This window comes from Leptospira idonii (genome assembly GCF_004770995.1).
Lineage (GTDB): Bacteria > Spirochaetota > Leptospiria > Leptospirales > Leptospiraceae > Leptospira_A > Leptospira_A idonii.
On the sequence record NZ_RQHW01000033.1, the window covers coordinates 103472 to 127162 of the forward strand.

Here is a 23691-nt window from a genome sequence, read left to right on the forward strand (position 1 = left end):
TGGAAAAAGAATTCGTTTTTTCTATCTAATTTTAAATAAAAGAAGGGTTAGAGTTTTGTCCCTGTCGTAGGCCCAGATTGTTTTTTCTTTTCCCAAAGCCTCTCCTTGGATGCCCAATAGATTGAGAAAATAAAATGTTTCCTGATCCAAAAGCAGAATGGTTCCGGAGGGAAGGGTTTGTATAAGCTGAAGATCCGTCTGTTCCCGAATTTCCGCATTCAGATAATAGGCAAGGCTGGGGAGTGCGTAGTTTTTGATCGAAACGACAGTATCTCCCTGTTTTAGAAATTGATTCCAAGATTCCGCTGCCCTGTAGCTGTCCCTTCTTTTTTCCGAAAACAAAGGAAGGAACACTGTCACGATTGAGATCGTCTGCAAAACCGCAAGACGGGGGATCCATTTTTTCCAAAAGGTTAGTGATTCCGATCTTTCCATTGAGGAAGCGATTAAAACAGCTAATATTGGATAGGCGGCTAAAGGATAGGATGGGAGTTTACTCATTAGAAGTTCGTAGAAAATCCATCCGAAACATAATCCGGAAAGGAAGAGAATCGAAAGGGACATTTTGTTCTCCGTCAGAGATGGAAATTCTGAAAACTCTTCTTTTTCGTATCTCCATGCGATGTACACTTCCTTTATCGTTCTAATTGTACGGATAAAAGCGGACGGCAGATAAAAGGACCAGGGAAAGAGTGTGATAAAAAATAACAAAAGATAGGTGCCTGGAGGGCCGGATTGCCCGAAGACAGGGTCTGCCGCTCTTCTAAGTATGTACCAATCGATCATCCAACGGATCAATTCTCCGTTTGTGTTTTGCCAAGCCAGGTATCCCCAAAACAATAGAGGCAAAAGAGCCAATGGTAGAAAGAACCAAGGGCGGAGTAGAAAGATAACCTTTCTTGTTTTTTTATAAAATAAAAATACGAAGCAGATCCCTCCCAAAAAAATTAGGATCGGAGGGCCTTTCGTCAAACATCCCATAGATACTGAAAACCAGAACAGAAAGATCCAAGCTCCCACACGATCCTTATTTTGTAGCAAGATGCGAAAGAGGGAATAAAATCCCAGGGTTTGCAAGAAGGTAAGAAGACCGTCTACAAGAGCGATCTTTCCATTTAGCGGAAAATAAACGGATGTTGCCAGTATCAGAAAAGAATAAATTGCTGTTTTTTCGTTGTACAGTCGTTTTGTGAGATCGTAAGTCAGAAGGCAAATCGCCAAAATCCAGACGGCAGGAAGCAAACGAAGAGAGAACTCCGAAACTCCTAGAACTTGGTAACTGATGGATGTGAGCCAAAAATGAAGAGGAGGTTTTCTATGCGGTTCCGAAAAAGGGAATTCCATCGTTACATAGTCTCCCTTGGTCAACATGGTTTTTGCAAAACCAGAGTAGGCGGCTTCGTCTTGGTCGTAAAGAACGGAGTCGTTTCCATAAAGAAGACAGAGAGCTAGAAAAATAGAAAGGATTCCGATTTTGGGGATCTTGCTGAAAAAAGACACGAAATCCAATGGACAACGGCTTTCTTTTCTGCAAAGAAATTTACGAAGTCTGAATCGTTTCAATTTTGTAATCTTTCTGCAATCAAAATGGAATCAAGCAGGATTATCCTAAAATCATGTTGTCCACTCTCTCCGAACCGGTTTTGGCAGAGGTTCGCGTGTCGGAAAAAAAAACGTTCCTAATCAAAAGAATTTCGGCCGTCGTTTTCGTTCTTTTGGTCTTTTTATTTCTCTATCAAATCACTGTTATACTTTTACTTAGAGTTCCCGTTTCTTCCGAATCGAAACCTTTTTCCGGGAAAGATTGGATGAATCCCTATCAATCCGGGGATTGGAATGTACGCTCCGAAAAGATCGCCTTACACATTCATACCGATGAGGTTTGGTACACACCTGAAAGGCATTCAGTAGAAGAGATCGAATCCGTTTACTCTAAAAACGGATATTCTTTGGTCGGAATTTCAGATTACGGAAGGGAAACGCAAACGAAACGTTTTCCCTGGTTGCGAGGATTCGAGTGGGGATTGAATGTAAAGAAGAGACATGTTCTTGCCATCGGAGGAACAGACGATGTTTCCGATTTTTTCCCCGTTTACGGTTCTAGAGAGAATCTAACCTGGACATTTCAAAAAATGAGAAGTCATGGAAGTTATGTGATCATCGCTCACCCAAAACTTCATTCTTCTTTCAGTAGACAAGAGTTGGAAGCAGTCTCCGGTTATAACGCTATAGAGGTATTTTCACCTTACGGAGATGATACGAAAATACTGGATTCTCTTTTGAGCAAAGGTAGAAACGTTCATTGTATGGCAAGCGACGATCTTCATTATTTTCCTGAAAAAACGATTCAATCCTTTTCACAAAGCTGGTGGAAAGACCTTCTCCAAAAGATCATGTTTGTTCGAGGGAGAGAAGGAGAAAGCCTTCTTCGTTACATATCCACTTCTCATTCTAGAAACACCCCTGAATTGGTTCGCAGAGATTTGGAGACAGGTTCCTTTTTCTGTGTGAAAAAATTCTTCAGAGAAGGGGAAGATCCTAAACTTCCCGATATCAAAATCCAAAACGACACGATCGTAATGACGGGAGGAGAAAGATATTTGGAAGTGAAATGGATCGGGGAAAATGGAGAGATCAAACGATTGGATCCTGATACGGACCGATCTTCGTATAACTTGAAGGAAGCGGATCGTTATGTAAGATTGGAAATAGTCGGTTTGACAGGGAAAATACTGTCAAACGCGATCTATCGATATGAAACCATCCCTAATCCTAATTAAGGAACGGATTTAAAATCCAGTTTATTTGCCTCAGTGCCTGAGACGAGAGAATCCAAATAAGTTTTGTTTGATGCTTCGTACGTGCTGATGGCGGGTTTGCCCGAGCCCATACTTGCACCTGCAGCCTGATAGGTTCTTTGAAAGGCTTCTTCTACGGACATAAAATCGGCTCCTCCTTGCGTAGGACTAGGATAGGCGGCAGGTACTTGAGAGGCACTGAGTCCGTCGTTTACAAATCCGTTTACATCGAAGATTCCGTAAGAAAGTTGCGTTTGGAAACTTGCGGAATTAGGTAGATTACAAATTGTCTCAGGAAGAGTGGCGCTTGTAGTGATTGTAGCTTTAGCGGTTGTTAAAAATGGACTGTCGAATTTTTGCATATAAGCAAGTCCGTAATAGGCCTGATCTATATTGCCGCAAAAACTTTTTAAGGTATTGAGTCCGCTTGCGGAAGAAGGACTAATCTCCGTAAGTTTGCTGAACTTCAATCGGACTACGGAACGAAAACACAATTGTTTTCCGGAGTCCACTTCTGTGAGGATCACTCTACCTATGTCGCTTGGCCAAACTGAATTTTCAGGACCGTTTCTCCAAGTATAAGTTTGAAATTTGGTTCCGTAACTGGCTTCGTTCCCCGTATAACTTTCCGTAATTACTCCGCCTACGTTTGCAAATTGAGAAGAATTGAAATCTCCCAGTTTATAATAAATTAATGCACCGTCGTTTCCCAGCATAGTGTTCGGATCGTCAAAAAACAATTGTAAACTGGGGGATGTGTTTCCCGTTTTGGTGATTTCAAAAAAATGATTAAACGATTTCGTTCCAGAAAACGCAGTGGCTTGAACAGCGATAGGAGATGCAGATTGATTGAGTTTCAAGCGTAAGGTTGTGCTTCCGATTCCATCCAAGTTGACTCCCTGAATAGTTTGAGTCACAGGGTTGGTATTTGTGAAATAGCCGGCTCTTTTGAGTCCCGCAATGAGTTGGTCGATCAGGTTCGAATTTCCTCTAGCCCAAGTGGCCGACTGACGGACAAAACCCCATGAATTAGCTGCGGCAAAAATAGGCTCCGTTCCTAAATTCAATGAGAAGGATTGATCGAATTGGGAGGTTATATTCTGTAAAGATTCCGTATTGGAAAAACGTGAGAAATCGGAAACCTGTAGAGACACCCCTAAGAATAAAAATAAGTAAATAATTTTTTTCATATATTCTACTCTGCGATTCCTTTCGGAATGCAAATCGTGAACCCGCTCTCAGGATTGCAGGCCCCGTTATTTCTTAATAAAAATCCCAAAAGAAGTAGGTTTTTAAGATCTTTATCATCGTCAGATTTCTTAAACAAACTACACTGAGCCGTGGATAGTAAAATTGCAAGTAGCAGGAATGAAATAAGGATTGGTTTCATAACTTTTCTTTTTACTACAAACTTTTTCGTTTTGCAAGTTTTTGTAGAAAAAAACCTCTGATTTTCGTTAATTGGATAAAACCATATCTTATTTTTAGATTCTTTATGCTTCATTTTCGCACATATCTTTTCGTGTTTCTTATGTTTTCGATCTTTCAAATCCGGCTTGGTTCCGAACCAAACAGGAAAGGTGTTCTGATTGAGGGATCGAGCGAGCGATCAGGCAAAAGGATCGCTCTCGTCGTAGGAATCAACGAATACAAAGATGTGGGGTTGAATGATTTAAGAAAGGCCCGTAACGATGCGAAGGGGATCGCAAAGATTTTGATACAAAACGGTGAATTCGATTCTGTCACTGTGATGACAGACGAGATAGACCCTAAAGACGATCCCGATTCCCTTTTTCCCACCAAACTTAATATAGACGAAAAGCTGGATTCTATTTTGAATCATGCAGGTCCGAACGATACTTTTCTGTTTTTCTTTTCCGGTCACGGGATTTCCGATTATGAAGAAAAAAGTTATTTGTTAACGCAAGACTCCCTCTTGTCGAAACCATATAATTCTTCTTTATCCGTGGAATCCATCGTCCAGAGAATCAGTAAAAAAGGGCTTAAGAAGTCTTTGTTGATTTTGGATGCCTGTAGAGATTCCATGTTTGCCTCTAAAAATCCTCAAGTAGGAGGTATGACCGATATGATTTTAGAGGGAGAGATCTTCGGAATTTTATATTCAACTAAGGCCGGTTTTTACAGTTACGAAGATGATGAAAGTTCTTACGGAGTATTCACGAAATATTTGATCTACGGATTGGAAGGGCGGGCGGATAGCAATCGAGATCAAAAAGTTTCATTCGGAGAATTGGAATTTTATATTACGGAAGCTGTCAAGAATTGGTCGATCCGTAAAAACAAACAACAAAAACCTTATACTCGTTATTTTGGAGAAAAGTCCGGAGACATCATTCTTTCTTATTCGACAAACCCTGATGTAAGTTTGGCTGATGTTCCTATCACAAAACAGGGTAAGGAAGCCGCTTGGACCAGATCCATTCTGTTTCCCGGTTGGGGACAACACTACCAAGGCGATGAAATCAAAGGGAAAACCTATATGGGAATCGCTGCCGCATTACTTTTGGCTACGATCGATTCCTATTCGAAATACAGAGAAGCGAAAAATTCTTATAACTCTGCCATCATTGTTCCTCCCAGTTCTCGTTTCGGAGAATCTTTAATCATCAATACGCTGTTACTTGAACCTAAAAAACAGGATCTTTTGACTGCTGAAAATCGTTTGCAGCAAGTTTCCGTTCTTTTCGTAGCTTTTTATCTTTGGAACTTAGCCGATTTGGCTTTATTCTCTGCTGGGAATTCAGAAGCATCCAAATTTAATTTTTCCATGTACAAAGAATTTTATCCTATGGGAGGAACCGGTCAGGCAAATCGATATGAGTTCAGTTATCAATATCGTTTTTAAATTTTCTTTGTTATTCGCCTTCGGTTGCGGTTTTGTCGGTAAAATGGATGGCAGCCGGAGACTGAGCGAAGCTTTTTTGGCTGAATATTTGAATCTGACCATCACTCCTAGCATCGTTGCTTCAGTGGAAGCCAATTCGGTCATCAATTCCCTTTCCGATCTGAATGTCCGTTTGCCCTATCCTTTGTTAAATGAAATTCATAAGGAAAACATAAGTTTGGAAGGTTACGGAAAGGGCAGTTTGCAGTTGGAAACCGTTCGACAGCTTTCCCCTCAGGATATTAGTTTGAGTTTTTCCGGAAATCTAAATGACGGAGAACTTTTTATTCATTTTTCCGGCTTGAAATTTTACGGACGATTCGGAGAGACAAATGAAAGTTATTCGATTCGATATGTAGTGAACAATCAAAGACCTTTTTTGAGTCTCGATTTTGTTGATGGTGATTTCCCTTCTTTTTTGGAAGACGGTTATCTGGACATCCAATATTCCGAACAGGTATTAGGTGCGGATAAAAGAGAAAATTATTCTCTTTCCGAACCGATTGCAAGCGATGTTCTTATTTTAAATGTTCTGTCATTGGGAAATAATCGTTATCGTTTGGTTCTTGCCGGGAAATCCTACCGGAATTTTTCCTCTTTCACTTTGACCGTATCTTCCGTCACGGATGTTGCAGGGGAAAAATTGCAAAATCCTCTGATTCGCTTCGTGCAACCCAGAGTGAAACAAGTCGCCACCATGTCCCAACCTCGTTGTTTCCCGGAATTGGTAAAACTTACCGATGGGAAAGTGATGATCATAGGAGGGGCGTTGGATGCCCTAATACCATTGAATACGATCGAGATATTTGATCCTTCAGATAATTCTGTAACAGCATATCCGTACAACATGAATCAACTCCGATGGGAACATACGGCTAACTTACTTCCTGATGGCAGAGTCATTGTAGTAGCAGGAGTAAAAGGTAATAATGGAGTTCTTGCGAATTATTTGAGTGACTACGAAATATTGGATCCATCCGGAACGACTCCTCCCATACTTGCTTCTTTACCTGGTGCGGTACCTAGAAAAGGCCATAAATCGATCGTTGCAGGAGATGGCAACTTGTACATCTTAGGTGGAAGGAATGCACCAGGTGTCGCTGATGCAGTTTATCAGAGTCGGGTGGATGTTTTTTATCCTGCCACGAACACTACTTCCGTATCCGCAAGCATGAATGTTCGTCGAGAAGGGGTTGCTGTGGAATTGAGTCCTACAGGTAAAATCATGGCCTCCGGAGGAATTCGCCAGAGAGTCACTCACGATAACACCTTCGAGATGTACGACCCAATCGCTCAAACGAGTTATTTATACCCGAATACTCTCAATACGACCAGACGAGACCATAGTATGATCCGCTCTCCTTTCGGAGATTATTTTGTGTTAGGTGGCGGAAATATTGGCGGAATCGCAAGCGTAGAAAAAATTTCTTCGGAGGGAATCGTTTCTATCGTGGGGGCTTTCCAAGAAATTAGATATAAAGGTAGGTTCGAAGTTTGGAATGATAGTTCTATCATCGCCATTGGAGGGGGGGTAGGTACAGCACCTTCCGATAGTTTAGAAACTATTAATTTTAAGTCAGAAAAGTTCTATCAAGTAGTTAATTTACCTTTCACGGGAGGTTGTATTTCTACAATCGCTTTGGGGAAAAGGGATATATTGATCGTAGTTGGCGATTTGGGTGGAACGTATAAAAATTTGCAGAGGTTGAAAGCGGATGAATAAACGTTTAGGATGTTTTCTTTTCGTTTTTCTGCTTTGTAATTGTTTCAGTCGAACGGAAGATTCTAAGGAAAAACTTCTTTTTTGGAGCGATGTGACGTTCGCGTTTGTGCAAAGAACCGTCAATTTGAGTTCCGATCCGGATCTACAAAGGCCTGTCTCCACTTTGCGTTTTTCCATCCATTTTTCGGAACCAATCGCATCTCAAATTCGTGCGGAGGAGATAGAGATTCGATCTTCTTCAAATAAGATCGTTACGGGTGTTTCCGTGGAGCGATTAGATAATGTTAGGTTAAGGATCGTTTTTCCTGATGATACCGTTCCGGGAGAATATAGTATCGATTTTTCAAAATGTATTATTAGTTTGGGCAAACAAATTTCACCTTCGGAATATAAGTTCATTTATGACCCGGAGGCTCCTTCTTTGTCCAGCTCCCATGGAAATATTTTGGATAGCTCTTTTTTCTCCGATGGGTATCTGGATGTGAATTACAGTGAGCCAGTGCAAGGTGCCGACTTTCTGGATCATTACACATTGTCCGGTTCCGCAATAGGAAGCATTCGCCTTTCCAGTGTATTTAAGATTAAAACGAATTTATACAGATTGTTTTTTACAGGTGTTCCTGCTGCTAGCGGAGGTTTACTGTATTTATCCGCTAAAAACATAAAAGATGAAGCTGGAAATAATTTGTCTTCCCAACCTATCGAATGGAGAATTTACGGCTTCAAACAAGCCGGAAATTTATTGATCGGTCGCAGAGAAACCACTCCGGTCATTCTGAATTCCGGCGAAATTTTAATCACGGGAGGATATACGGATACAGGGCTTACGAACACCGCAGAAATTTATAATCCAACGACTCGTGTCTCCCGGTTTACTGCAGGTAATTTGTCACAAGTGAGGCGACGCCATTCTGTGACCCTCCTTCAAAACGGAAAAGTTTTCATTGCGGGAGGAGGGGCAGTTGTAATTGGAATAGCTGACGATCCGACTGCTTCCACTGAAATTTATGATCCGTCTACGGATAGTTTTACTCCGGGGCCTTCCTTACAAAGACCTAAGATGGATCATACGGCGACTCTTTTGAGTTCCGGCAAGGTTTTGATTGCCGGAGGCATAGAGAATGAAAGATCTGGCTCGTTGGATGCGGTGGGGACTGCAGAAATTTATGATCCTGTTTCCAATTCGATTACAAGTATTTCCAGTTTGAATTATCTCAGAAAATCACATAGAGCGGCTCGTCTTCAGGATGGAAATTTATATATGTTTGGCGGTACTTCCCGTCTAGGCCTTGGTGCTTTATATGCCTATGAAACGGAAATCTTCAATGAAGCCACATCTGATTTTTCCGTGGTTAGCAAATATAAACTGAATTATCCCCGATCTAATTTTGTTTTAAGAACCTTTTCTTCAGATGGAATCGTAGCTATTGGATCTTCCACTTCGGAAGTCTTCGATCCCAAAGAAAATTCTTTTCAAATCAGCAGTGATCTATCGACCCCGAGAAACAGCTATACTTCCGTTCAATTGAGTGATGGAAAGAGCATTTTGTTTGGAGGTGAGAACGATAATAACTTCGTATCTAGAATCGATTTTTATGATCCTGCAAGCGCTCTATTCAGGTTAGGAAGTAGACTGCTTTATCCCAGAGTCTCACCTTTCAGTGTTCTTCTTCCCGGTGATAAGGTTTTGATTTTCGGCGGCTACGATATTCGTATGATTACTGCAGTGGAGGAGTATTCGTATGAAATGTAGTTTTTTATCCTTCTTGGTTGCCTGCTTGCTTATTTCCTGTTCCATAGGTGATTTTAAATCCGGCTCCGAGAAAGGAAGAGAAGCTATGTTTCTGGAATTGACTTTCGGCTATTTATTTCAAGGAACCAGTGTTTGTCGAGTCACTCCGGATCAATCGAAAGTATTGTCCCATTGGGAAGAAATTCGTGTCCAATGTCCTTTCGGTTATACGATCGCAGAGGAATCCCTTTCCCAATCGATTCGTTACGAGGCTTTGGATGCATCCGATTCGAACTCTGTTTCCGATTTTTATTGGGAAAGAATTTCTTCCGAGGAAGTGAAATTGAAAGCGAGATCTTCCGATGTTTCCGGTAAAATTTCCTTTATACTCATATCCATATACGAAGAATCGGGAGCAAAACATTCCCCTATCGAATATTCCATCATAATCGACAAAAATCCTCCTGTAGCGACCGCAAAGTTTCCTTCCGGCAATTACGATATTTCCATATTTTTGACAAATCAATTCGATTTGGAATTTTCAGAACCTGTCACAGGTGCCGACCAATTGTTCAATTATGAGATCGTTTCTTCTTTGGGAGGTAGTTTGACGATACGAAATATTGCCAGACTCTCCGACAGATCGTATCGAATTTTTTGGCAAGGAAGCTTTCCTAGATCAGGAGGAACCTTACAGCTTACGATTCGAAATATAAAAGATGGCGCAGGTAATGCGGCGGTACCAGGATTTCAATACCGCATCTCCGGTTGGAAGCCAGGACCTAATTTGAATCAGCCAAGAATCGAATTTCAAGCAGTGACTCTATCTAACGGGGATATACTTATGTTAGGTGGTGTGATTTCTTCGACGATCCTTCGGTCGGTGGAAAGATATTCCGAATCCGTAAATTCTTTCGTCACTCAAAACGATATAAGTATAGGAAGAAGGGCGTTTGCCGCTTCTGTGACAGCTTCGGATGAAATCGTTCTTTCCGGTGGATATGGAACCAATGTTTCGAACGACGCCGCTATGAGAAATACGACAGATATTTATAATCCGAATACGGGAACTTGGTCTTTAGGCCCGAATTTATCTTCCGTTCGAGTGGCTCATTCTTCCTGTACACTTCCCGATGGAAGAGTGTTGATTACAGGAGGAAGGGTGAATAGTGCTTCGAGTTCCGCTCCCGTTAAGACTTCACATATCATCACTTTAGACCATTCCGGAGGCGGAACGATTGCCCACTACAATTTGTTAGTTGCCAGGATGGGTCATACTTCCGTACTTTTACCAAATGGAAAAGTTTGGATTGCAGGATACGGAAAACAAACCGAATACTTCGATTATCAAACAAATGCATTTAGTTTAGGACCTGAATTGGCCGTAAGCCAAGATTCTATGGTCACCTTGCAAGATGTAGACGGTAATGTGTATTTGATCGGAGGTACTTCCGGTTTTGTTACAGACGTTGTGCAAAAATACGATTGGAGGACGGAAGAGGTCAGCATCGTCTCTTATATGACCAAAGGTAGATTTAAACACACTGGGGTTAGGCTCCCCGACGGAAATTTTTTGATTATGGGGGGAACCCTTGATGAACTTTCAGCTAGTTTGGCGATCGTCGAAAAAATTTGGAAAGAAGGAGGATTGATTGGATTTCCCCTTCCCCCAATGGCGCAAAGAAGAGAAAATTCCCAAGCTGTTCGATTGCCTTCGGGAAGAGTTATGATGATCGGAGGGGCTTCCGGTACCGGTATCGTGGATTATTTACTGTCAACGGAAATATTCGGGGATTGAATCATCTTAGTTTGAGGGAGTCTTTCCTTCCGGTAAAATTTCGTATTCCCATTCGAAGACGTTTGTTTGTGCAATCGTTTTAGAAAGTTTCTCTAGACCGGGAAAGGAACTAGACTTGGCTCCTGTCAAAGCGGGAGGAAGGAGTTTATAGAATGAATCTCCTTTTTTGCCTCTCAACTGTAGGTCGGTCCATTCTTCTTTGGAAGCAAATACTCTGATTTTGTCTTTTCCATAAGGAGGTGCCGCTTTCAATGCCTGCCCGTTTTCAGGGATCATCACCTTTTGGCCTTTCTTCAAATAGTTTGCCGTTTGTGCCGGATTGGGGAAAATCAAAATAGGTTCGTCCGTTTTTTTCTCCGGCACTAGAACCACATAAACGTAGTTATCTTCCAAGGATTCCAATTGAAAATGAATCGATTCTCCTGCCACATATTTGCTTTTTAAGGAAGTGAATTTAACTGGATTGGCGGGGGAGGATTTGGTTTCTGAAAGTGCCAAAAAAACGTTTCTTTTGTCTAAATAGGAATAAAAGTCAGTCAGCAATGTTTTGGTCAGAGATTCAGGAAGTGAGTTTTTGTATTCCAATCTACCTGTTAACACATCTATGAATTTGATTTGTGTTTCCGTCTTGGAAGTTTGAAGCCAAACGAATTTATCCGCATCACTGATGTTAGTGAGCCATTTTTTTGTGTTTTCATCTCCCTCACCTTTTTCATGGAACACCAAACCTTCCTTGGGAAAGTTGAAAGAGGAAAAGACTGGATTCCCTCTTTTTGTGGAAGTGATCTGGCTTCTTAGGTGCTGCATTAGAATTTGGGATTCCGCAGAATCGCCTGAAGAATGAAATGCAATTCGGTAGAGGGGTTGTCTGTTAAAAGAATCGTCCGAATGGATTGCGAAGCAGAGAAAAAGGCAAAGAAGAAAAATCTTCATCTATTGAGTAGATGTATACCTCTGTTTTTTCTCTTACAAGCAGAAAAAAAGGGAAAGTTTGCTACGGAAATGGGTTCTGTCTGTCTTTTTTCTCTCATTTCCCTAGGATAGGGTTGTTCCTCGCGCCAAGGACCGCAGTGGAAATGGGGCGAAACCGGTTTCGTCCCATTGCAACGAAGGGCCTGGTCGGGGTTTGTCGGAAATATTGGTTTCAACTAACCGTTCCGAGGCGCCAAGTTGTGTTTGTCACATAATTCGGTTCCTATATCCCGAATGGTATATAAAACGGATTTGTCATAGAAACTTCTTTACTATTTTCACTACATATTTATCATTTCTTTTTCCATGAGCATTCGTTTTCGAATTTCACTCTCCATTTCCCTAGTTTTATTTGTAGGTTTCTTTATACTAACCTCCATTCAATCCTACAATTCTTATACCCGATTGAAAGAAGAAGTGGAACAGAGTTCCGATGTAACCGCCGAAAGATGGTCTTACGAGGTGATGGAACAGCTCAATACGATGATGGGGCTGATTCGAGGATTTCGATTTCCTTTGATGTATGCGTCTCCTCCCAGAAATCAGGTCATCAGCACGATGAAGGAAATCCTGAAACGGAATCCCAATTATTTCGCCATGTGGGTTTGTTATGAAAAAAACGCCTATGACAGATTAGATGCTCAATTCAAAAACAGCTTGGGCCACGATTCTTCCGGACGATTTGTCACTTATCTTCATCAGGGAGAAAAAGAAGGGCAGGTCAATATAGACTTTCTTCGCGATTACGACAAGTTGGACGGATCCGGCGATTATTATCAGACTACTAAAAAAACCGACAAAATGTCCGTAGTCGGTCCTTATCATTACCAAGTCGGTTCGGAAGACGTTTTGATGATTTCTCTCGTCACTCCCATTAGTTTGCCGGGCAAATTTTTAGGTGCTGCCGGTTTGGATATCGATTTGAAAGAACTTCAAGAAAGGATAGGAGATAAAAAACCGTTTCGAGGTCAAGGTTATATCGCTCTTGTGTCACCTGACGGTATTTATGCGTTAAACGGTTTGGAAGCGAAGTTAGTCGGTTCTAAAATCGGTGATCCGGAAGAGATGAAACTTTTCCAAGAGAAAAACGGAAAAGGGGAGCGGTTCACTTTTACTTCCAACGGACATTCCCATTATTATTTTCCGTTTCATATCGGCAAAGATCCCAAGTTTTGGACGATGCAGGTGAGTATTCCCAACTCGATTTATTTTGAAAGCATCAGTAAGATTATTTTGGAAACGGCTATCGTTTCGTTTCTGATTTTGGTTGTAGTGCTTTTGTTTTTGAATTTGATTTTCCAAAGATTGGTAAGTTCTGGACTTCTTCTTGCGATGAAGTTCTCCAGTAGAATCGCAGAAGGGAATTTACTCGCCGTTTGCGAATACAATCGTCCGGATGAAATCGGCAAACTTTTACAAAGTATGATTCAGATGAAAGAGAGTTTGGTGACTATCATCTCTCAGATTAAGATTTCTTCTGAAAAACTAGGAACTCATTCCAGAGATATGTCCTCCACCTCCGAGAATTTTTCGGATGTGGCTCAAACGCAAGCCTCCGCAGCAGAAGAATCTTCCGCCGCCATAGAAGAACTTTCCGCTTCTGCGGATAACGTAGGCAGATCGATGGAAGAAGCAGTCGGAAAAATGAAAGAGATCGATTCCAGCGTGATTCGTTTGAGAGAGCAGATAGAAAGCATCAATATAGAAATGCAAAGTCTGGTTCGGCTTGCAGGAGAATCGAAAAATCAGGCGTTAGTCGGTGAAGATGCCATGTCGTCTTCCATGAATGCGATGGAAGATATTGGAGACAGGGCTTCTCGAATCAGCGAAGTTTTGGACATCATCACGGATATTTCGGAAAAAACCAACTTACTTGCGCTCAATGCTGCCATCGAGGCTGCCAGAGCAGGAGAAGCAGGAAGAGGATTTGCTGTCGTAGCGGAAGAGATAGGTAAACTGGCGAATCAAACTTCATCTTCCGTTCAGGAGATCGGGAGTTTGGTTATTTCTACGAACCAGGCAGTGACGAACGGAAATGCAAAAGTGGAAGAAGCTTCTAAAGTGTTGAAGTCTCTCAATTTGAGAGTGAATGAATTCGAATCTTCCGCAAACAAAGTTTTGATTTCTGTTCGTTCTCAAGAAAAAAATACGATCGATATAGGAAATCATGCTCGCAGTTTGACTCAGCTTAATCTTCAGATCGAGGAAGCGGTGTTCGAACAAAAGAGAGCTACAGAAGAAATCTCAAAAACCATCATCAGTATTTCAGAAGGCACACAAGAAGTCGCAGAAGGTGCGGATCAATTGACTGCTTTATCTGCGGAGATTTTGGGTCAGGCGAATCATCTCTCTTCACAAATTGGAAAATTTAAAATTTAGATTTTAGTTGATTTCGAATCGTCTTGGATTCAAAGGCAAACAGGAGAATTCCTTCTGTTTGCCTTCTGTTTTTTCAAATCGCGAATACGGTTTGAAGAGTGAAAAACGAGGCGTTTGCTTTGAAATCGTATCTGTGGATCGGATCCGCATTGAATCCGTTGTTTTTTTGGTTTCTAACTGCATCTCCCGCATGTAAGTGGGAAGCTCCGAACCATACGGATACGTTTTCGAAAGGTGTAACTATGTAGATGAAATTGATTTCTGTTGCCACATGTTTCCCCAAACTAGGTCTGTTGTAGACGTATTGTTGGTTGTTGTAGTAGTCTTCGGTGCTGGCAAGCCCTCCTGTTTTGGAGCTTCCTGTCACATAGTTATTGTTATCGTAATACCCGTCTTGGAGTTTCATTTTGTAATACCAGTGAGGATTTAGGACGAAGGTTCCCCATCTACCCGCATCGTATTTGATGTGGATGGAATAATCTTTGATGTTTTGCCAGAAGACCGCTCCGCTATTTCCGTTCCCTGCAAAAGGAATGCTTCCTCCTGCCATCCTTCTTGTCGCAAAAAGCGGATTGAAAGTTCCTACTGAAGAATCGTTTCTATTAGGATCTCCAGACGCCTGTACATATTGTACACCGATTCTGAATTCTTTTACCGGGCTGTATCCTGCCTGCACAGCTACAAGATTCGCATCGTATTTTACGTTTTGGCTGAGCGCAGGTTGTTCTCCCGTGTTTTGATTCGTTTTGAACTTTCCTTCTTGGTTCATCCAGTCCGGTGCGACTCTTTGTCCGTTGAAACCTGACTGCCAAGCCGCTTCCACCATCCAATCGAATTTAACTCCGTCCGGAAGAGCGTTGTTTTTGGTTCTGTTAGTGAGTCGAAATCCGTAAGTGTTCATCTGATCGTTGTTACGGTAGATTTGTTCCGTTGCGTAATCGGGAGGATTTTTTACAGTCGTTCTTTTTTTGAATAATGTGAAGTTGTATGCGTCGATTCCTAACCAATCCGCCACTTTATAACTATGATGAAGTCCAGCATAGTAAGCGTCTCCTGGCCCACCCAACTTGGTTGAGTTATTCGATACTAAACTGTTTGAATTGTTTTCGGTACTCACGATCGAACCGAAAAGATCCGTGGTATGGTTCTCCCATTTTGTGGTGAGCCGTATGGCATCGAAAGAGTTCCCGTTCAAACTATCGTTTCTGGCTCCTAGAATTCTTCCGTCACCAAAGTCCAGAATTTGCCTTCCCGTTCTGAGTCGAATTCCTTCTTTAGCAGTCTTTAGGTCCAAAAATGCTTCCCGGAGACCTGTATAGTTGTTAATAGGAACTAATGTTTGTCTGGTGGTATCGTAACTGATCCCAGCGTTGGCGATGGCGCCGTATTTTTGATCCTGGTTTCCTGATGAAATTACTTCCCCTCCCCATAAGCGGACATCTTGTAACGTAATTTTAAAGAGAACATTCGGATTCAAATCTCCGATCAGATAAAACTGAGTTTGGTTCGTGATGTTGTTTCTGGAATCCGCTGTGGTTTTATCGAAATCGAAGTTGTTGAGGGAGTCCGCTTTCGGACGGATTCCGAAACCCACTTTGTATTTATCCGCAAACCAAGTTTCCGTATTGGCTTGGATTGCCTTTCTTTGTGCGGGAGTGACTTGTAAACTTTTCAGATATTCTCCGCTGAGATTTCCTTTTTGAGGACTTTTATAGGGCTCCTGTGCCGCTGCAGTCGCTGGCGTTGGAGTGACCACAGCAGGCTCCGGGGATGCTGTGGCAGGTACCACAGGCGCTGCTCCCGAGTCTTGTTGCGGAGGGTTGATCTTTTCCTGTGCCAAAACAGGTAGGGTGATCAGAAGAGATAAAAGTAGAATATGCAAGTGTTTCATAGTGTTTCTCTGGTACCTTTTGTTAAGGCAGACTTATATTTTTGTCTAATAAGTCAATATTTTATCCGTAATTACGAACAAAATTCTGTAATAGTGAATCAAATTCGTTATTTTGAAGGAATCTTATTCTTGGAGGAAAAGGAGGAGATGTGGTACCTACCACAAAAATCCACTCTCTCCTCCGAGAGAGTGGAAATGAGAAAGGAAAATTAGAACCTTTCCGGCTTTACTGACTGGGGTTTGTGTTCAGTAGCTGTTGGGGCTTGGGAACCTTTTGCAAATGCCTGAGCGGCCGGGGTAAGGTATTTGCCGTTTTCGTTGCCAGTGAACTTTTTCGAGATTTCCTTCGCTTTGGCTGCGGTTGTTTTAGTCTCTGTTTTCCCGATATTGACAAGAGTTCCCATAATTTCCATTAAGTGAACCGCTTGTTCTTTCAGCTCGTTTGAGGTTGCTGCCAACTCTTCCGAAGAGGAAGCGGAAAGTTGAGTGGTTTGGTCCATTTGCATCATCGCAGTTGAGATTTGTTTGATTCCTGAAGATTGTTCTTTGGAAGCATCCGCGATTCCTGAAACCAGTTCTGCTGTTTTTTGAATGCTGGGTACCATCTGTTGGATCACATCACCCGCTTCTTCGGCAAGGGTCACACTGCTGATGGACAATTGGTTGATTTCTCCTGCTGCCAACTGACTTCTTTCCGCTAGTTTTCTTACTTCTTCTGCGACGACTGCAAAACCTTTTCCGTGTTTTCCTGCACGGGCCGCTTCGATAGCTGCATTTAATGCAAGTAAGTTGGTTTGGTATGCGATCTCTTCTACAAACTTAATTTTAGAGGAAATATTTTTCATCGCTTCAATCGTTTTGAATACTGAATCTTTTCCTCGGTTCGCCTCAAGGGAAGAATTTGAGGCGATATTGTTTGTTTCTAATGCGGATTCGGAGTTTTGACTGACCGAGGAGGACATTTCTTCTATGGAAGCTGTTGTCTCCTCTATGGAGGCTGCTTGCTCACTGGCACCTTGACTCAATGTATAGGAAGTACTGGAAACTTGTTCTGCCGCGGAAGTTACGGAGCTTGCAATAGCGACCGCAGTAGTAAGGGCGTTTGTGATATTCAGAATGATCCAAGTAGCCATTGCAAAGGAAACGATTATCGAAAGAAGTAGGATTCCGAACATAAAGAAGGTCATAGAGTTATAATACTCGTCGGTCAGAACGTTGGCATCGTCCATTTCCTTAATGCTTGAATTTGCAATCGCATCCGCTACTTCGTCGAATTTATTGATGATCTGTCTTGCTGAAGTGACGGAGATTTTCTTCGCTTCTAAATTTTTTTCTTTTCTGGCAAGCTGATAGATTCCATCCACTATCTCAGTGTATTCTTGGTAATATTCTTTTAGTTTTTGAATTTGTGTTAAGTCTTCTTCATTTGCAGTTTTCGTAAGAGTTGTGAATAACTCTTGCATGATCGCTCTTTGTTTAGTGGCGATTTCCCATCTTTCTTCGATTTCTTTGGCGGATTCCGCAAGAATTACGTTTTTTTCATTTCTCACTAAGATTAAGATTCTGGTTCTCAATCTTTCTACCGTCTGAACTTTCGCTGCGTAGATAGTAACGATGTCGGTTACCTTTGTGTTGAATGTCCTCAAGGAATAGATTCCTGTGACGACACCTATCGATAAAAAAAGGACCAGTACGGAAAAACCTAAAATTAATTTAGCTTTTACGCTCATTGTTTTTTTTCCTTTCATAAACTTACACCCTGCTTTTCTGAAGGAAGACTTAAAACTTCAGATTTATATTTTTCATTCACGATATTGTGAATGTTTAAGATCATTTTGATATCATTATTTATCTTGGCGATTGACTGTATCAATTTATTTTTTTCGGTCTCCCCGAATTGAGGAGATGCCGAGGTTTGATCCGGAAGTATCTTAATCACTTCCCTTACTGTATCCACAATCAGACCTAAGAATTGACCTTCCAAATGCAATATGATGATACAGGTTTTCTCATCATAAGATACCTCCTTCATCCCGAACCGTAGTCTGGTATCGATGAGGGAAATTACTTTCCCTCTCAGATTGATGACTCCTTTGACGAAACTGGGCATGTCGGGAATTTCTGTGATTTCTGACAAACCGACGATCTCTGTGATGAATTTGATTTCGATTCCGTATTGGTATTTATCCAGAGAGAAGATGAGAAACATGTCCTCTATGATGTCTTCCTCGTCCTCGTCCGATTCGAACTGGGTGAGATTTTGCATTATTTCCGACGGTTCATCTTTCATGTGTAGCTTCCTTAGTATGGATTAAAAATTCCAAGCTCATACAGACTTCGTTTCCTTGGTTGAACAGATTTGAGGGAAGTAGGCTGATATGAATGTTTCCTTTCATATCCTCTAAAATCTTTCTGACCACGGACAGTCCCAAACCCAAACCGAACTCCTCTTCGTCGTATCTTTCGTCTACGGCACGATTCAATCGATAGAAAGGTTCGAATAGAATATTCTCTTCCGAATGTTTGAAATCCAAATTATGAATGTGGGGATCGTTTGTGGAATTGATGACTTTGAGAATAAAATGGGTTTGGTTTTTCAGAAATAAAACGATGATGGAAGATCGTTCTGGGGAATATTTCATCGCATTGGTAAAAAGTTCCCTGATTACGCTTCTGAAGTTTTTTTCATGAATGGAGATCTGAGCAAAAGCGGAGTCGTTTAATGCGGAGACTAAAATCGTCTGTTGTTTGATGGCAAGCATACGGGAGAGGAAGTTTTTTTCCTCTTCTACGATCGATTTTAGGTTTTGCAGAGACACTATATCTTCCGGAGTAGAACTGTCTTCGAAAATCAATTGTGCGGAAGCCAGAGTTTTGATTAATTTTTTTGTGCTTCTAAAGTTTTCTTCGATTAAATTGAAATGATTTAATGGAATCTCTACATGTTTTTCTTTCTTCACCGACTTCCTAATCATGGAGCCCAAAGAAGTGGTGAGAACTCCCAGGCCTGCGCCTTGCATCAAACAGGTGTTTAGGTTGGGGAGGGCTTTATGAAGCCATAGTTTATGGTTTCCTTTTCCGTGAATCTCTTTTCTCCAGTTAAAAATTTCTATGATTTCTTTGTATAAGTTCTCTTCGTGTCCGATCACTTGAGATTGTTTTTGAAATAATTCGGATTCTATTTTTTCCCTATGTGAGGAGTCGAAAGATTCCACAACAGAAAACAAAAGGAATTGTTGTTCTACCAGTGAACTTCTTAAGGGAGTTTTTTCCAGAGAGAGTCGGACAGAAGTGATTTTGACAGATAATATTTTGTTCTCGTTGCGCATCTCCTTTACGAAACTTTCTCCATTCCATGCGGATCTAAATGTTTCGAAGTCGATTTCTGAAGTGCCGAGGTAATTTTGTAAGGTGGATATGTCTCTAATTTGATTCTCTTCTTTGAAAATTAGAGAGAATTGTTCTCCTCCGATCGATTTAAAATTCAACTCGGAATCCAAGACGGCAAAATTGCTGTTAGGTATGGAGGAGAATATAACTCCGAGATTTTGAAAGAAAGCAGATCCGTAAAAATTTTCCACGTTCGGCAAAGGGGAAAATTTGTATGTACTAATCATTTGATTAGTACATACAAATTCTACGGTTATTTGCAAGTAAATTATGATTTTCTTAACGAATGAAAATACAGAATGAACGGTAATTTTTTAGTATTTATACTTAAGTTCCTAAAGGAAAAGGAAGAAGGGTTTTGTTCAGCGGCTAAGAAGAGAAGTTTCCCTTTCTGAATCGAAAGGGAAACATTTTGAAAACTGTGAAAAAATTAAGCGAAGAATCTTTTTTCAACTTCTTCTGGAAGTTTTTGTCCTGTGAGTTTTGCTCTTTGAACCAATTCCCAGAAATAACGGTAAGTTGCTCTGTCGTGCAAATCTCCGTCGTGTTGGATCGGTCCCCATTCTGCGTCTTGTGCTTTGATAAGAATATCACAAGCAGTTTGTGTTTCAGCAAAGTTAGGCGCCATTGCATCCAGGATGGATTGGATTTGTGCAGGATAGATGGACCACATACGAAGGAAACCGAACTCATCATGAGCACGTTTCGCATCTGCATAAGTTTGGTAGATGTTTTTCAAATCCAAAGTTACGTTGTGTGCAGGGATCACTCCGTTCATAAGAGCGGCAGCTACTAAGTTTGCTTTTCCTCTGCGAAGAAGTTCGTGGTCGAATTGACCAGGTGACTTCATGCAAGACGCAGGGATCGCACCATGGTGTCCCGAGATAAAGTCCATCAAACCGAAATCCAAAACTTGCAACCAAGGAAGTGCAGCGATTTCAAAAACTTCCGCCAAAGCTCCGTGAGTTTCAATCAGAACGTGGATAGGAATTTCTCTTTTGATTCCCGCTTTTTTACAAGCTTCTTGGATGTAAGTGATTTGTTCTTTGACTTGGGATGCTTTTGTAGGCTTAGGGATAGTGATGTAAGCGATTACATTTCCTGCTCCTGGAACGATGATATCCACATCGCCTTTCCAGTGAGGGTTAGTATAGTCGTGGATACGAACTCCACTCATCTTATGTTTGTTCAATTCGGAGTTTTGAATGCGAACAATCATTTCTGCGTGTTCTTTTTCTTTTCCGGTTTGAGCACCGTCTTCGCAATCCATAGTGATATCAAAGAGGCCGCCCAATTTATTTTGGAGCTCTAGTGCTTTTGTGATCAATTTTTCAGATCCGGCGAAATGTTCGCAAGCGGGGATGATGGGGAAGGGTTTTTCTCCTGCGAAAAGTGCGGATTGCGGGTGAGTCAGTGCCATTCAGGTTACCTTACTTCAGAATTTTTTACCAAGTTCTGTCAAAAAACCGACAAAGCAAGGAAGAATTCCCGGAAAGAAAAGGCGATCTAGGAAGGAACCTGTTCGTTTGAAAATGCTGATGACAGAATTCGACCCGAACCGGAATCCATTCTTATGTTCCCCGAAAGAGAAATTTATACTCCAGAGATCGGACCTCCCGGCCCAATGCCCGGTTTGAACGAATTGTTTTCCAAATGGGGAGAGGAGCGGATCAGAAATTTGGTTTCCCGCTTTTATGACCGTATTCCTAATTCCAAAATTTATAAAATGTTCCCTAAGGAACTGACTCTCGCCAAACAGAAACAAGCCGATTTCATCATTCAGATTTTAGGAGGCCCCGCTTATTATGTGCAGAATTGGGGACCAGCCAGAATGAGGATGAGGCATTTTCCTTTTCCCATCGATGAAGCAGCAAGAGAGGAATGGCTTCGTTGTTTCGAAGAGGCTCTGGAAGAGTCCGATTTCGAAAGGGAAGATAAAGTCTTGTTCAATTATTTTTTGGATTCTTTCAGCAAATGGATGGTGAACCAAAAAACCTAAACATCAGAGCAGGCTATCCGCTTCTTTGGTCAGTTTTTCGATTTGTTCCTGAAGTTCCTTCGAATTTTCCGCGACCAATTGAATCGCTTGTTCGATCACTTGAATCGCCTTAGTCACTTCTTCGTTTCCGATCTTTTGTTCGTTGGCAACGATGGAAAGCTGGGAGGAGATGTTTCCCAGTTCCCGCAAAGCATCGATCATGCGGGAATTGAGCTCGTTTTGATCCGTCACTTTTTTCTTGAGAACGTTCGTGTTCGTAAAGATATCGGAGAGCTCTTTTTCCTGGAAAGAAACTTTGGCGGTAACGTCTTCTGCAGCGGTATTTCCGGAACGAAGAGCCGATCTGGAAGTTTCTATTGTTTTGGAAATGATGGATGCGTTTTGAGCGGAACTTTCCGCAAGTTTTCCCACTTCTTGAGCAACGACCGCAAATCCTCTTCCGTATTCTCCCGCTCTAGCCGCTTCGATGGAAGCATTGAGTGCCAGTAGGTTCGTGCGGTCTGCGATCTCTTTCATGATCTGATTCACTTCCTCCACTTTTTGAAAAGATACTTTCACGTTTTCCATCGTATCTTTCAATTCCACAACGGAAGTGGTCACTTGTCTGGAGTAGGTGGAGGAAGTTTCCACTTGTTTGGTGATTTTGTCCGTATCTTCCATCACTTGTTTGAGGATGGATTCCAAAGTATCGCTTTCATGGATGAGTTCACTGATTTTACTGTTCTGAGTGTCTACGAGCGCCGCTGAATTTTCAGTATTGGAGGAAAGTTCCGTAAGAGATGCACTGATCTCTTCGATGGAAGCCGCTTGCGTCTGCACTTGGGAATTCAGTTCGTCACCGAAAGTCCTTAGGCTTTCCGAAGTATGCAGAAGTTGTCCTGCCGTTTTTTCCATACTTCCTTTTTTCGCTTCCGCATCCGTTGCATGATGGACTGCTTCTTTGGTTTTTTCCTCAGCATCCTCTTTCATATGATTCAAAAGATTGATCACCGAACCGGAGATAAACGAACCTGCGATGAGAAACAAAACCTTAATCGTTTCTCCCTGAACACTGATGTTTGTGATGAGCCAGCTTTCATTATTTTTTAAAACGAAATTCACTCCTTTGATTTTCGCCATGATCAAAACGGAAGTGTAAGCGGCAGCGGCGTAAAAACCGAGACCTAAAGTGATTTTCCTGGAAAACAAAAAACCGGAATACATGATGAAAAAATACAAAACAATGTAGCTAACGCCTTGTTTGATGGCTCCAGCAGCATTCTCCAATCCTACCTGCATGTTTCCTGTCATGAGGCACATAACTAAGGTTACGTCAGTGAATAGGAAGACGGGAGCAAACTTGTTTCCTTTTTCCGTTTTTGCAAGAAGGTATCTCTGTAAAATGCTGAATCCTATAAAACTTAGGATTACTGTCATGTTTAGAAACCAAACCAAAGGAGTATAGGAGCGGTAAGAGACGGATACTGAGAGTAAGAAGAAAATCCCTAAAGTCAAACGGATCCGATTGATGATGGAGGCTCCCATGGTTTTGTCGTTCCTTCTTTGCTTAGATGAATTCATTTGAACCTGCGGTAATGATTACGGATAGCAACTAACTAATACCGCCGCTTTATAGATACAAGTGTAAAATCTATTCTTGACTGGAATCCGATAGGATCGTATTTTTTGTGTGAGCTGTTCCCATAAAGGGACATAGTTATAAATAGATAGAATGATTGTGAGGAAGGAAAGAATTCAATGGAGCTGGACTGGATCGAACACAAAGGAAGGAAGATCAAACTGGTCGACTATCGTAACTTGAATGAAGACCAGATGATTGAAAAGTTTCGATCGACAATGAAGGAATACCAATCCATTTCCGAACCCATCTATAGCCTTTTGGATTATTCGGACTCTTTCGTTTCCAGTCGTTATTTCAATGCTCTTCTTACGGAAGGCGCTGCGGAAACAAGAAGAGATAAAATCGTAAAGTCCGCAATCATCGGTCTCAACTTAGCTAAACTTGCCTATTTGGATATATACAAAACCTTAACCCAAGACAATCGAATCCGTGTTTTCGAAAAGAAAGAAGACGCTTTGGATTGGTTGGCAGAACCTTGAGGAA

18 protein-coding genes are annotated in these 23691 nt (G+C 41.6%); 8 read left to right on the forward strand and 10 right to left on the reverse strand.

What is annotated here, in order from left to right; genetic code table 11:
* Positions 1-21: 21 nt before the first annotated feature.
* On the reverse strand, positions 22-1563 hold the full coding sequence (locus EHS15_RS10065; RefSeq protein WP_246052056.1) for an ArnT family glycosyltransferase: 1542 nt from the start codon (positions 1561-1563) through the stop codon (positions 22-24).
* A gap of 53 nt (positions 1564-1616) precedes the next feature.
* Between EHS15_RS10065 and EHS15_RS10070 the strand changes: the two genes are divergently transcribed.
* Positions 1617-2780 carry a phosphoesterase gene (locus EHS15_RS10070; RefSeq protein ID WP_135760435.1) on the forward strand — a complete coding sequence of 388 codons (1164 nt, stop codon included), beginning with the start codon at positions 1617-1619 and terminating at the stop codon, positions 2778-2780.
* Here the strand turns inward: EHS15_RS10070 and EHS15_RS10075 are convergent.
* Both EHS15_RS10075 and EHS15_RS10080 read right to left on the reverse strand, forming a co-directional pair.
* On the reverse strand, positions 2777-3988 hold the full coding sequence (locus tag EHS15_RS10075) for an LIC_12337 family protein (RefSeq protein ID WP_135760436.1): 1212 nt from the start codon (positions 3986-3988) through the stop codon (positions 2777-2779). The genes EHS15_RS10070 and EHS15_RS10075 overlap by 4 nt on opposite strands.
* A 5-nt stretch (positions 3989-3993) precedes the next feature.
* Positions 3994-4188: a hypothetical protein gene (locus tag EHS15_RS10080; protein WP_135760437.1), complete on the reverse strand. Its 195-nt coding sequence runs from the start codon at positions 4186-4188 to the stop codon at positions 3994-3996.
* A 141-nt stretch (positions 4189-4329) separates the two neighbouring features.
* On the opposite strand from EHS15_RS10080, the gene EHS15_RS10085 reads away from it, so the two are divergent.
* From EHS15_RS10085 to EHS15_RS10100, 4 genes are read left to right on the forward strand one after another with little or no spacing between them, the layout of a single operon-like run.
* Complete coding sequence (locus tag EHS15_RS10085) at positions 4330-5664, forward strand: caspase family protein (protein WP_167884205.1); 1335 nt, start codon at positions 4330-4332, stop codon at positions 5662-5664.
* On the forward strand, positions 5636-7426 hold the full coding sequence (locus tag EHS15_RS10090; protein ID WP_135760439.1) for a Kelch repeat-containing protein: 1791 nt from the start codon (positions 5636-5638) through the stop codon (positions 7424-7426). The genes EHS15_RS10085 and EHS15_RS10090 overlap by 29 nt, the downstream gene beginning before the upstream one ends.
* Positions 7419-9179 (forward strand): Kelch repeat-containing protein, encoded by a 1761-nt coding sequence (locus EHS15_RS10095; RefSeq protein ID WP_135760440.1) that lies wholly within the window; start codon positions 7419-7421, stop codon positions 9177-9179. Before EHS15_RS10090 ends, EHS15_RS10095 begins: the two co-directional genes overlap by 8 nt.
* The gene (locus tag EHS15_RS10100; RefSeq protein ID WP_135760441.1) at positions 9169-10956 is read left to right on the forward strand and encodes a Kelch repeat-containing protein; all 1788 of its coding nucleotides are present in this window, start codon (positions 9169-9171) and stop codon (positions 10954-10956) included. Before EHS15_RS10095 ends, EHS15_RS10100 begins: the two co-directional genes overlap by 11 nt.
* A 6-nt stretch (positions 10957-10962) precedes the next feature.
* Here the strand turns inward: EHS15_RS10100 and EHS15_RS10105 are convergent, their stop codons facing one another.
* Entirely contained in the window at positions 10963-11889 is a 927-nt protein-coding gene (locus tag EHS15_RS10105) for a DUF4384 domain-containing protein (protein WP_135760442.1), read from the reverse strand.
* A gap of 345 nt (positions 11890-12234) precedes the next feature.
* Here EHS15_RS10105 and EHS15_RS10110 point away from each other — a divergent pair, with 345 nt between their 5' ends.
* Complete coding sequence (locus tag EHS15_RS10110; protein WP_135760443.1) at positions 12235-14307, forward strand: methyl-accepting chemotaxis protein; 2073 nt, start codon at positions 12235-12237, stop codon at positions 14305-14307.
* A gap of 73 nt (positions 14308-14380) precedes the next feature.
* On the opposite strand, the gene EHS15_RS10115 is transcribed toward EHS15_RS10110, so the two are convergent.
* The 5 genes from EHS15_RS10115 to EHS15_RS10135 all read right to left on the reverse strand — a co-directional run bounded on the left by EHS15_RS10115 (position 14381) and on the right by EHS15_RS10135 (position 21008).
* Entirely contained in the window at positions 14381-16198 is a 1818-nt protein-coding gene (locus EHS15_RS10115) for an alginate export family protein (RefSeq protein WP_135760444.1), read from the reverse strand.
* 209 nt (positions 16199-16407) lie between these two features.
* A complete protein-coding gene (locus EHS15_RS19510) occupies positions 16408-17928 on the reverse strand; it encodes a HAMP domain-containing methyl-accepting chemotaxis protein (RefSeq protein ID WP_425460639.1) in 1521 nt (506 codons plus the stop codon).
* Positions 17929-17942: 14 nt separating this feature from the next.
* Positions 17943-18488: a chemotaxis protein CheW gene (locus tag EHS15_RS10125; RefSeq protein ID WP_246052058.1), complete on the reverse strand. Its 546-nt coding sequence runs from the start codon at positions 18486-18488 to the stop codon at positions 17943-17945.
* Positions 18478-19815 carry a sensor histidine kinase gene (locus EHS15_RS10130; RefSeq protein ID WP_135760446.1) on the reverse strand — a complete coding sequence of 446 codons (1338 nt, stop codon included), beginning with the start codon at positions 19813-19815 and terminating at the stop codon, positions 18478-18480. Before EHS15_RS10130 ends, EHS15_RS10125 begins: the two co-directional genes overlap by 11 nt.
* A gap of 203 nt (positions 19816-20018) precedes the next feature.
* Entirely contained in the window at positions 20019-21008 is a 990-nt protein-coding gene (locus tag EHS15_RS10135) for an HpcH/HpaI aldolase/citrate lyase family protein (RefSeq protein WP_135760447.1), read from the reverse strand.
* A 153-nt stretch (positions 21009-21161) separates the two neighbouring features.
* On the opposite strand from EHS15_RS10135, the gene EHS15_RS10140 reads away from it, so the two are divergent.
* Positions 21162-21587 (forward strand): globin domain-containing protein, encoded by a 426-nt coding sequence (locus tag EHS15_RS10140; protein WP_135760448.1) that lies wholly within the window; start codon positions 21162-21164, stop codon positions 21585-21587.
* A 3-nt stretch (positions 21588-21590) separates the two neighbouring features.
* Here EHS15_RS10140 and EHS15_RS10145 read toward each other — a convergent pair whose 3' ends face one another.
* On the reverse strand, positions 21591-23147 hold the full coding sequence (locus EHS15_RS10145; protein WP_135760449.1) for a methyl-accepting chemotaxis protein: 1557 nt from the start codon (positions 23145-23147) through the stop codon (positions 21591-21593).
* Between the two features lie 177 nt (positions 23148-23324).
* Here EHS15_RS10145 and EHS15_RS10150 point away from each other — a divergent pair, with 177 nt between their 5' ends.
* On the forward strand, positions 23325-23687 hold the full coding sequence (locus EHS15_RS10150; protein ID WP_135760450.1) for a hypothetical protein: 363 nt from the start codon (positions 23325-23327) through the stop codon (positions 23685-23687).
* Positions 23688-23691 lie beyond the last annotated feature (4 nt).

Bases quoted from the DNA above. Each gene is read 5' to 3' on its own strand.
- EHS15_RS10070 (WP_135760435.1), top strand. From the start codon at position 1,617: ATGTTGTCCACTCTCTCCGAACCGGTTTTGGCAGAGGTTCGCGTGTCG.
- EHS15_RS10075 (WP_135760436.1), bottom strand. From the start codon at position 3,988: ATGAAAAAAATTATTTACTTATTTTTATTCTTAGGGGTGTCTCTACAG.
- EHS15_RS10080 (WP_135760437.1), bottom strand. From the start codon at position 4,188: ATGAAACCAATCCTTATTTCATTCCTGCTACTTGCAATTTTACTATCC.
- EHS15_RS10085 (WP_167884205.1), top strand. From the start codon at position 4,330: ATGTTTTCGATCTTTCAAATCCGGCTTGGTTCCGAACCAAACAGGAAA.
- EHS15_RS10090 (WP_135760439.1), top strand. From the start codon at position 5,636: ATGAGTTCAGTTATCAATATCGTTTTTAAATTTTCTTTGTTATTCGCC.
- EHS15_RS10095 (WP_135760440.1), top strand. From the start codon at position 7,419: ATGAATAAACGTTTAGGATGTTTTCTTTTCGTTTTTCTGCTTTGTAAT.
- EHS15_RS10100 (WP_135760441.1), top strand. From the start codon at position 9,169: ATGAAATGTAGTTTTTTATCCTTCTTGGTTGCCTGCTTGCTTATTTCC.
- EHS15_RS10105 (WP_135760442.1), bottom strand. From the start codon at position 11,889: ATGAAGATTTTTCTTCTTTGCCTTTTTCTCTGCTTCGCAATCCATTCG.
- EHS15_RS10110 (WP_135760443.1), top strand. From the start codon at position 12,235: ATGAGCATTCGTTTTCGAATTTCACTCTCCATTTCCCTAGTTTTATTT.
- EHS15_RS10115 (WP_135760444.1), bottom strand. From the start codon at position 16,198: ATGAAACACTTGCATATTCTACTTTTATCTCTTCTGATCACCCTACCT.
- EHS15_RS19510 (WP_425460639.1), bottom strand. From the start codon at position 17,928: ATGAGCGTAAAAGCTAAATTAATTTTAGGTTTTTCCGTACTGGTCCTT.
- EHS15_RS10125 (WP_246052058.1), bottom strand. From the start codon at position 18,488: ATGAAAGATGAACCGTCGGAAATAATGCAAAATCTCACCCAGTTCGAA.
- EHS15_RS10130 (WP_135760446.1), bottom strand. From the start codon at position 19,815: ATGATTAGTACATACAAATTTTCCCCTTTGCCGAACGTGGAAAATTTT.
- EHS15_RS10135 (WP_135760447.1), bottom strand. From the start codon at position 21,008: ATGGCACTGACTCACCCGCAATCCGCACTTTTCGCAGGAGAAAAACCC.
- EHS15_RS10140 (WP_135760448.1), top strand. From the start codon at position 21,162: ATGTTCCCCGAAAGAGAAATTTATACTCCAGAGATCGGACCTCCCGGC.
- EHS15_RS10145 (WP_135760449.1), bottom strand. From the start codon at position 23,147: ATGAATTCATCTAAGCAAAGAAGGAACGACAAAACCATGGGAGCCTCC.
- EHS15_RS10150 (WP_135760450.1), top strand. From the start codon at position 23,325: ATGGAGCTGGACTGGATCGAACACAAAGGAAGGAAGATCAAACTGGTC.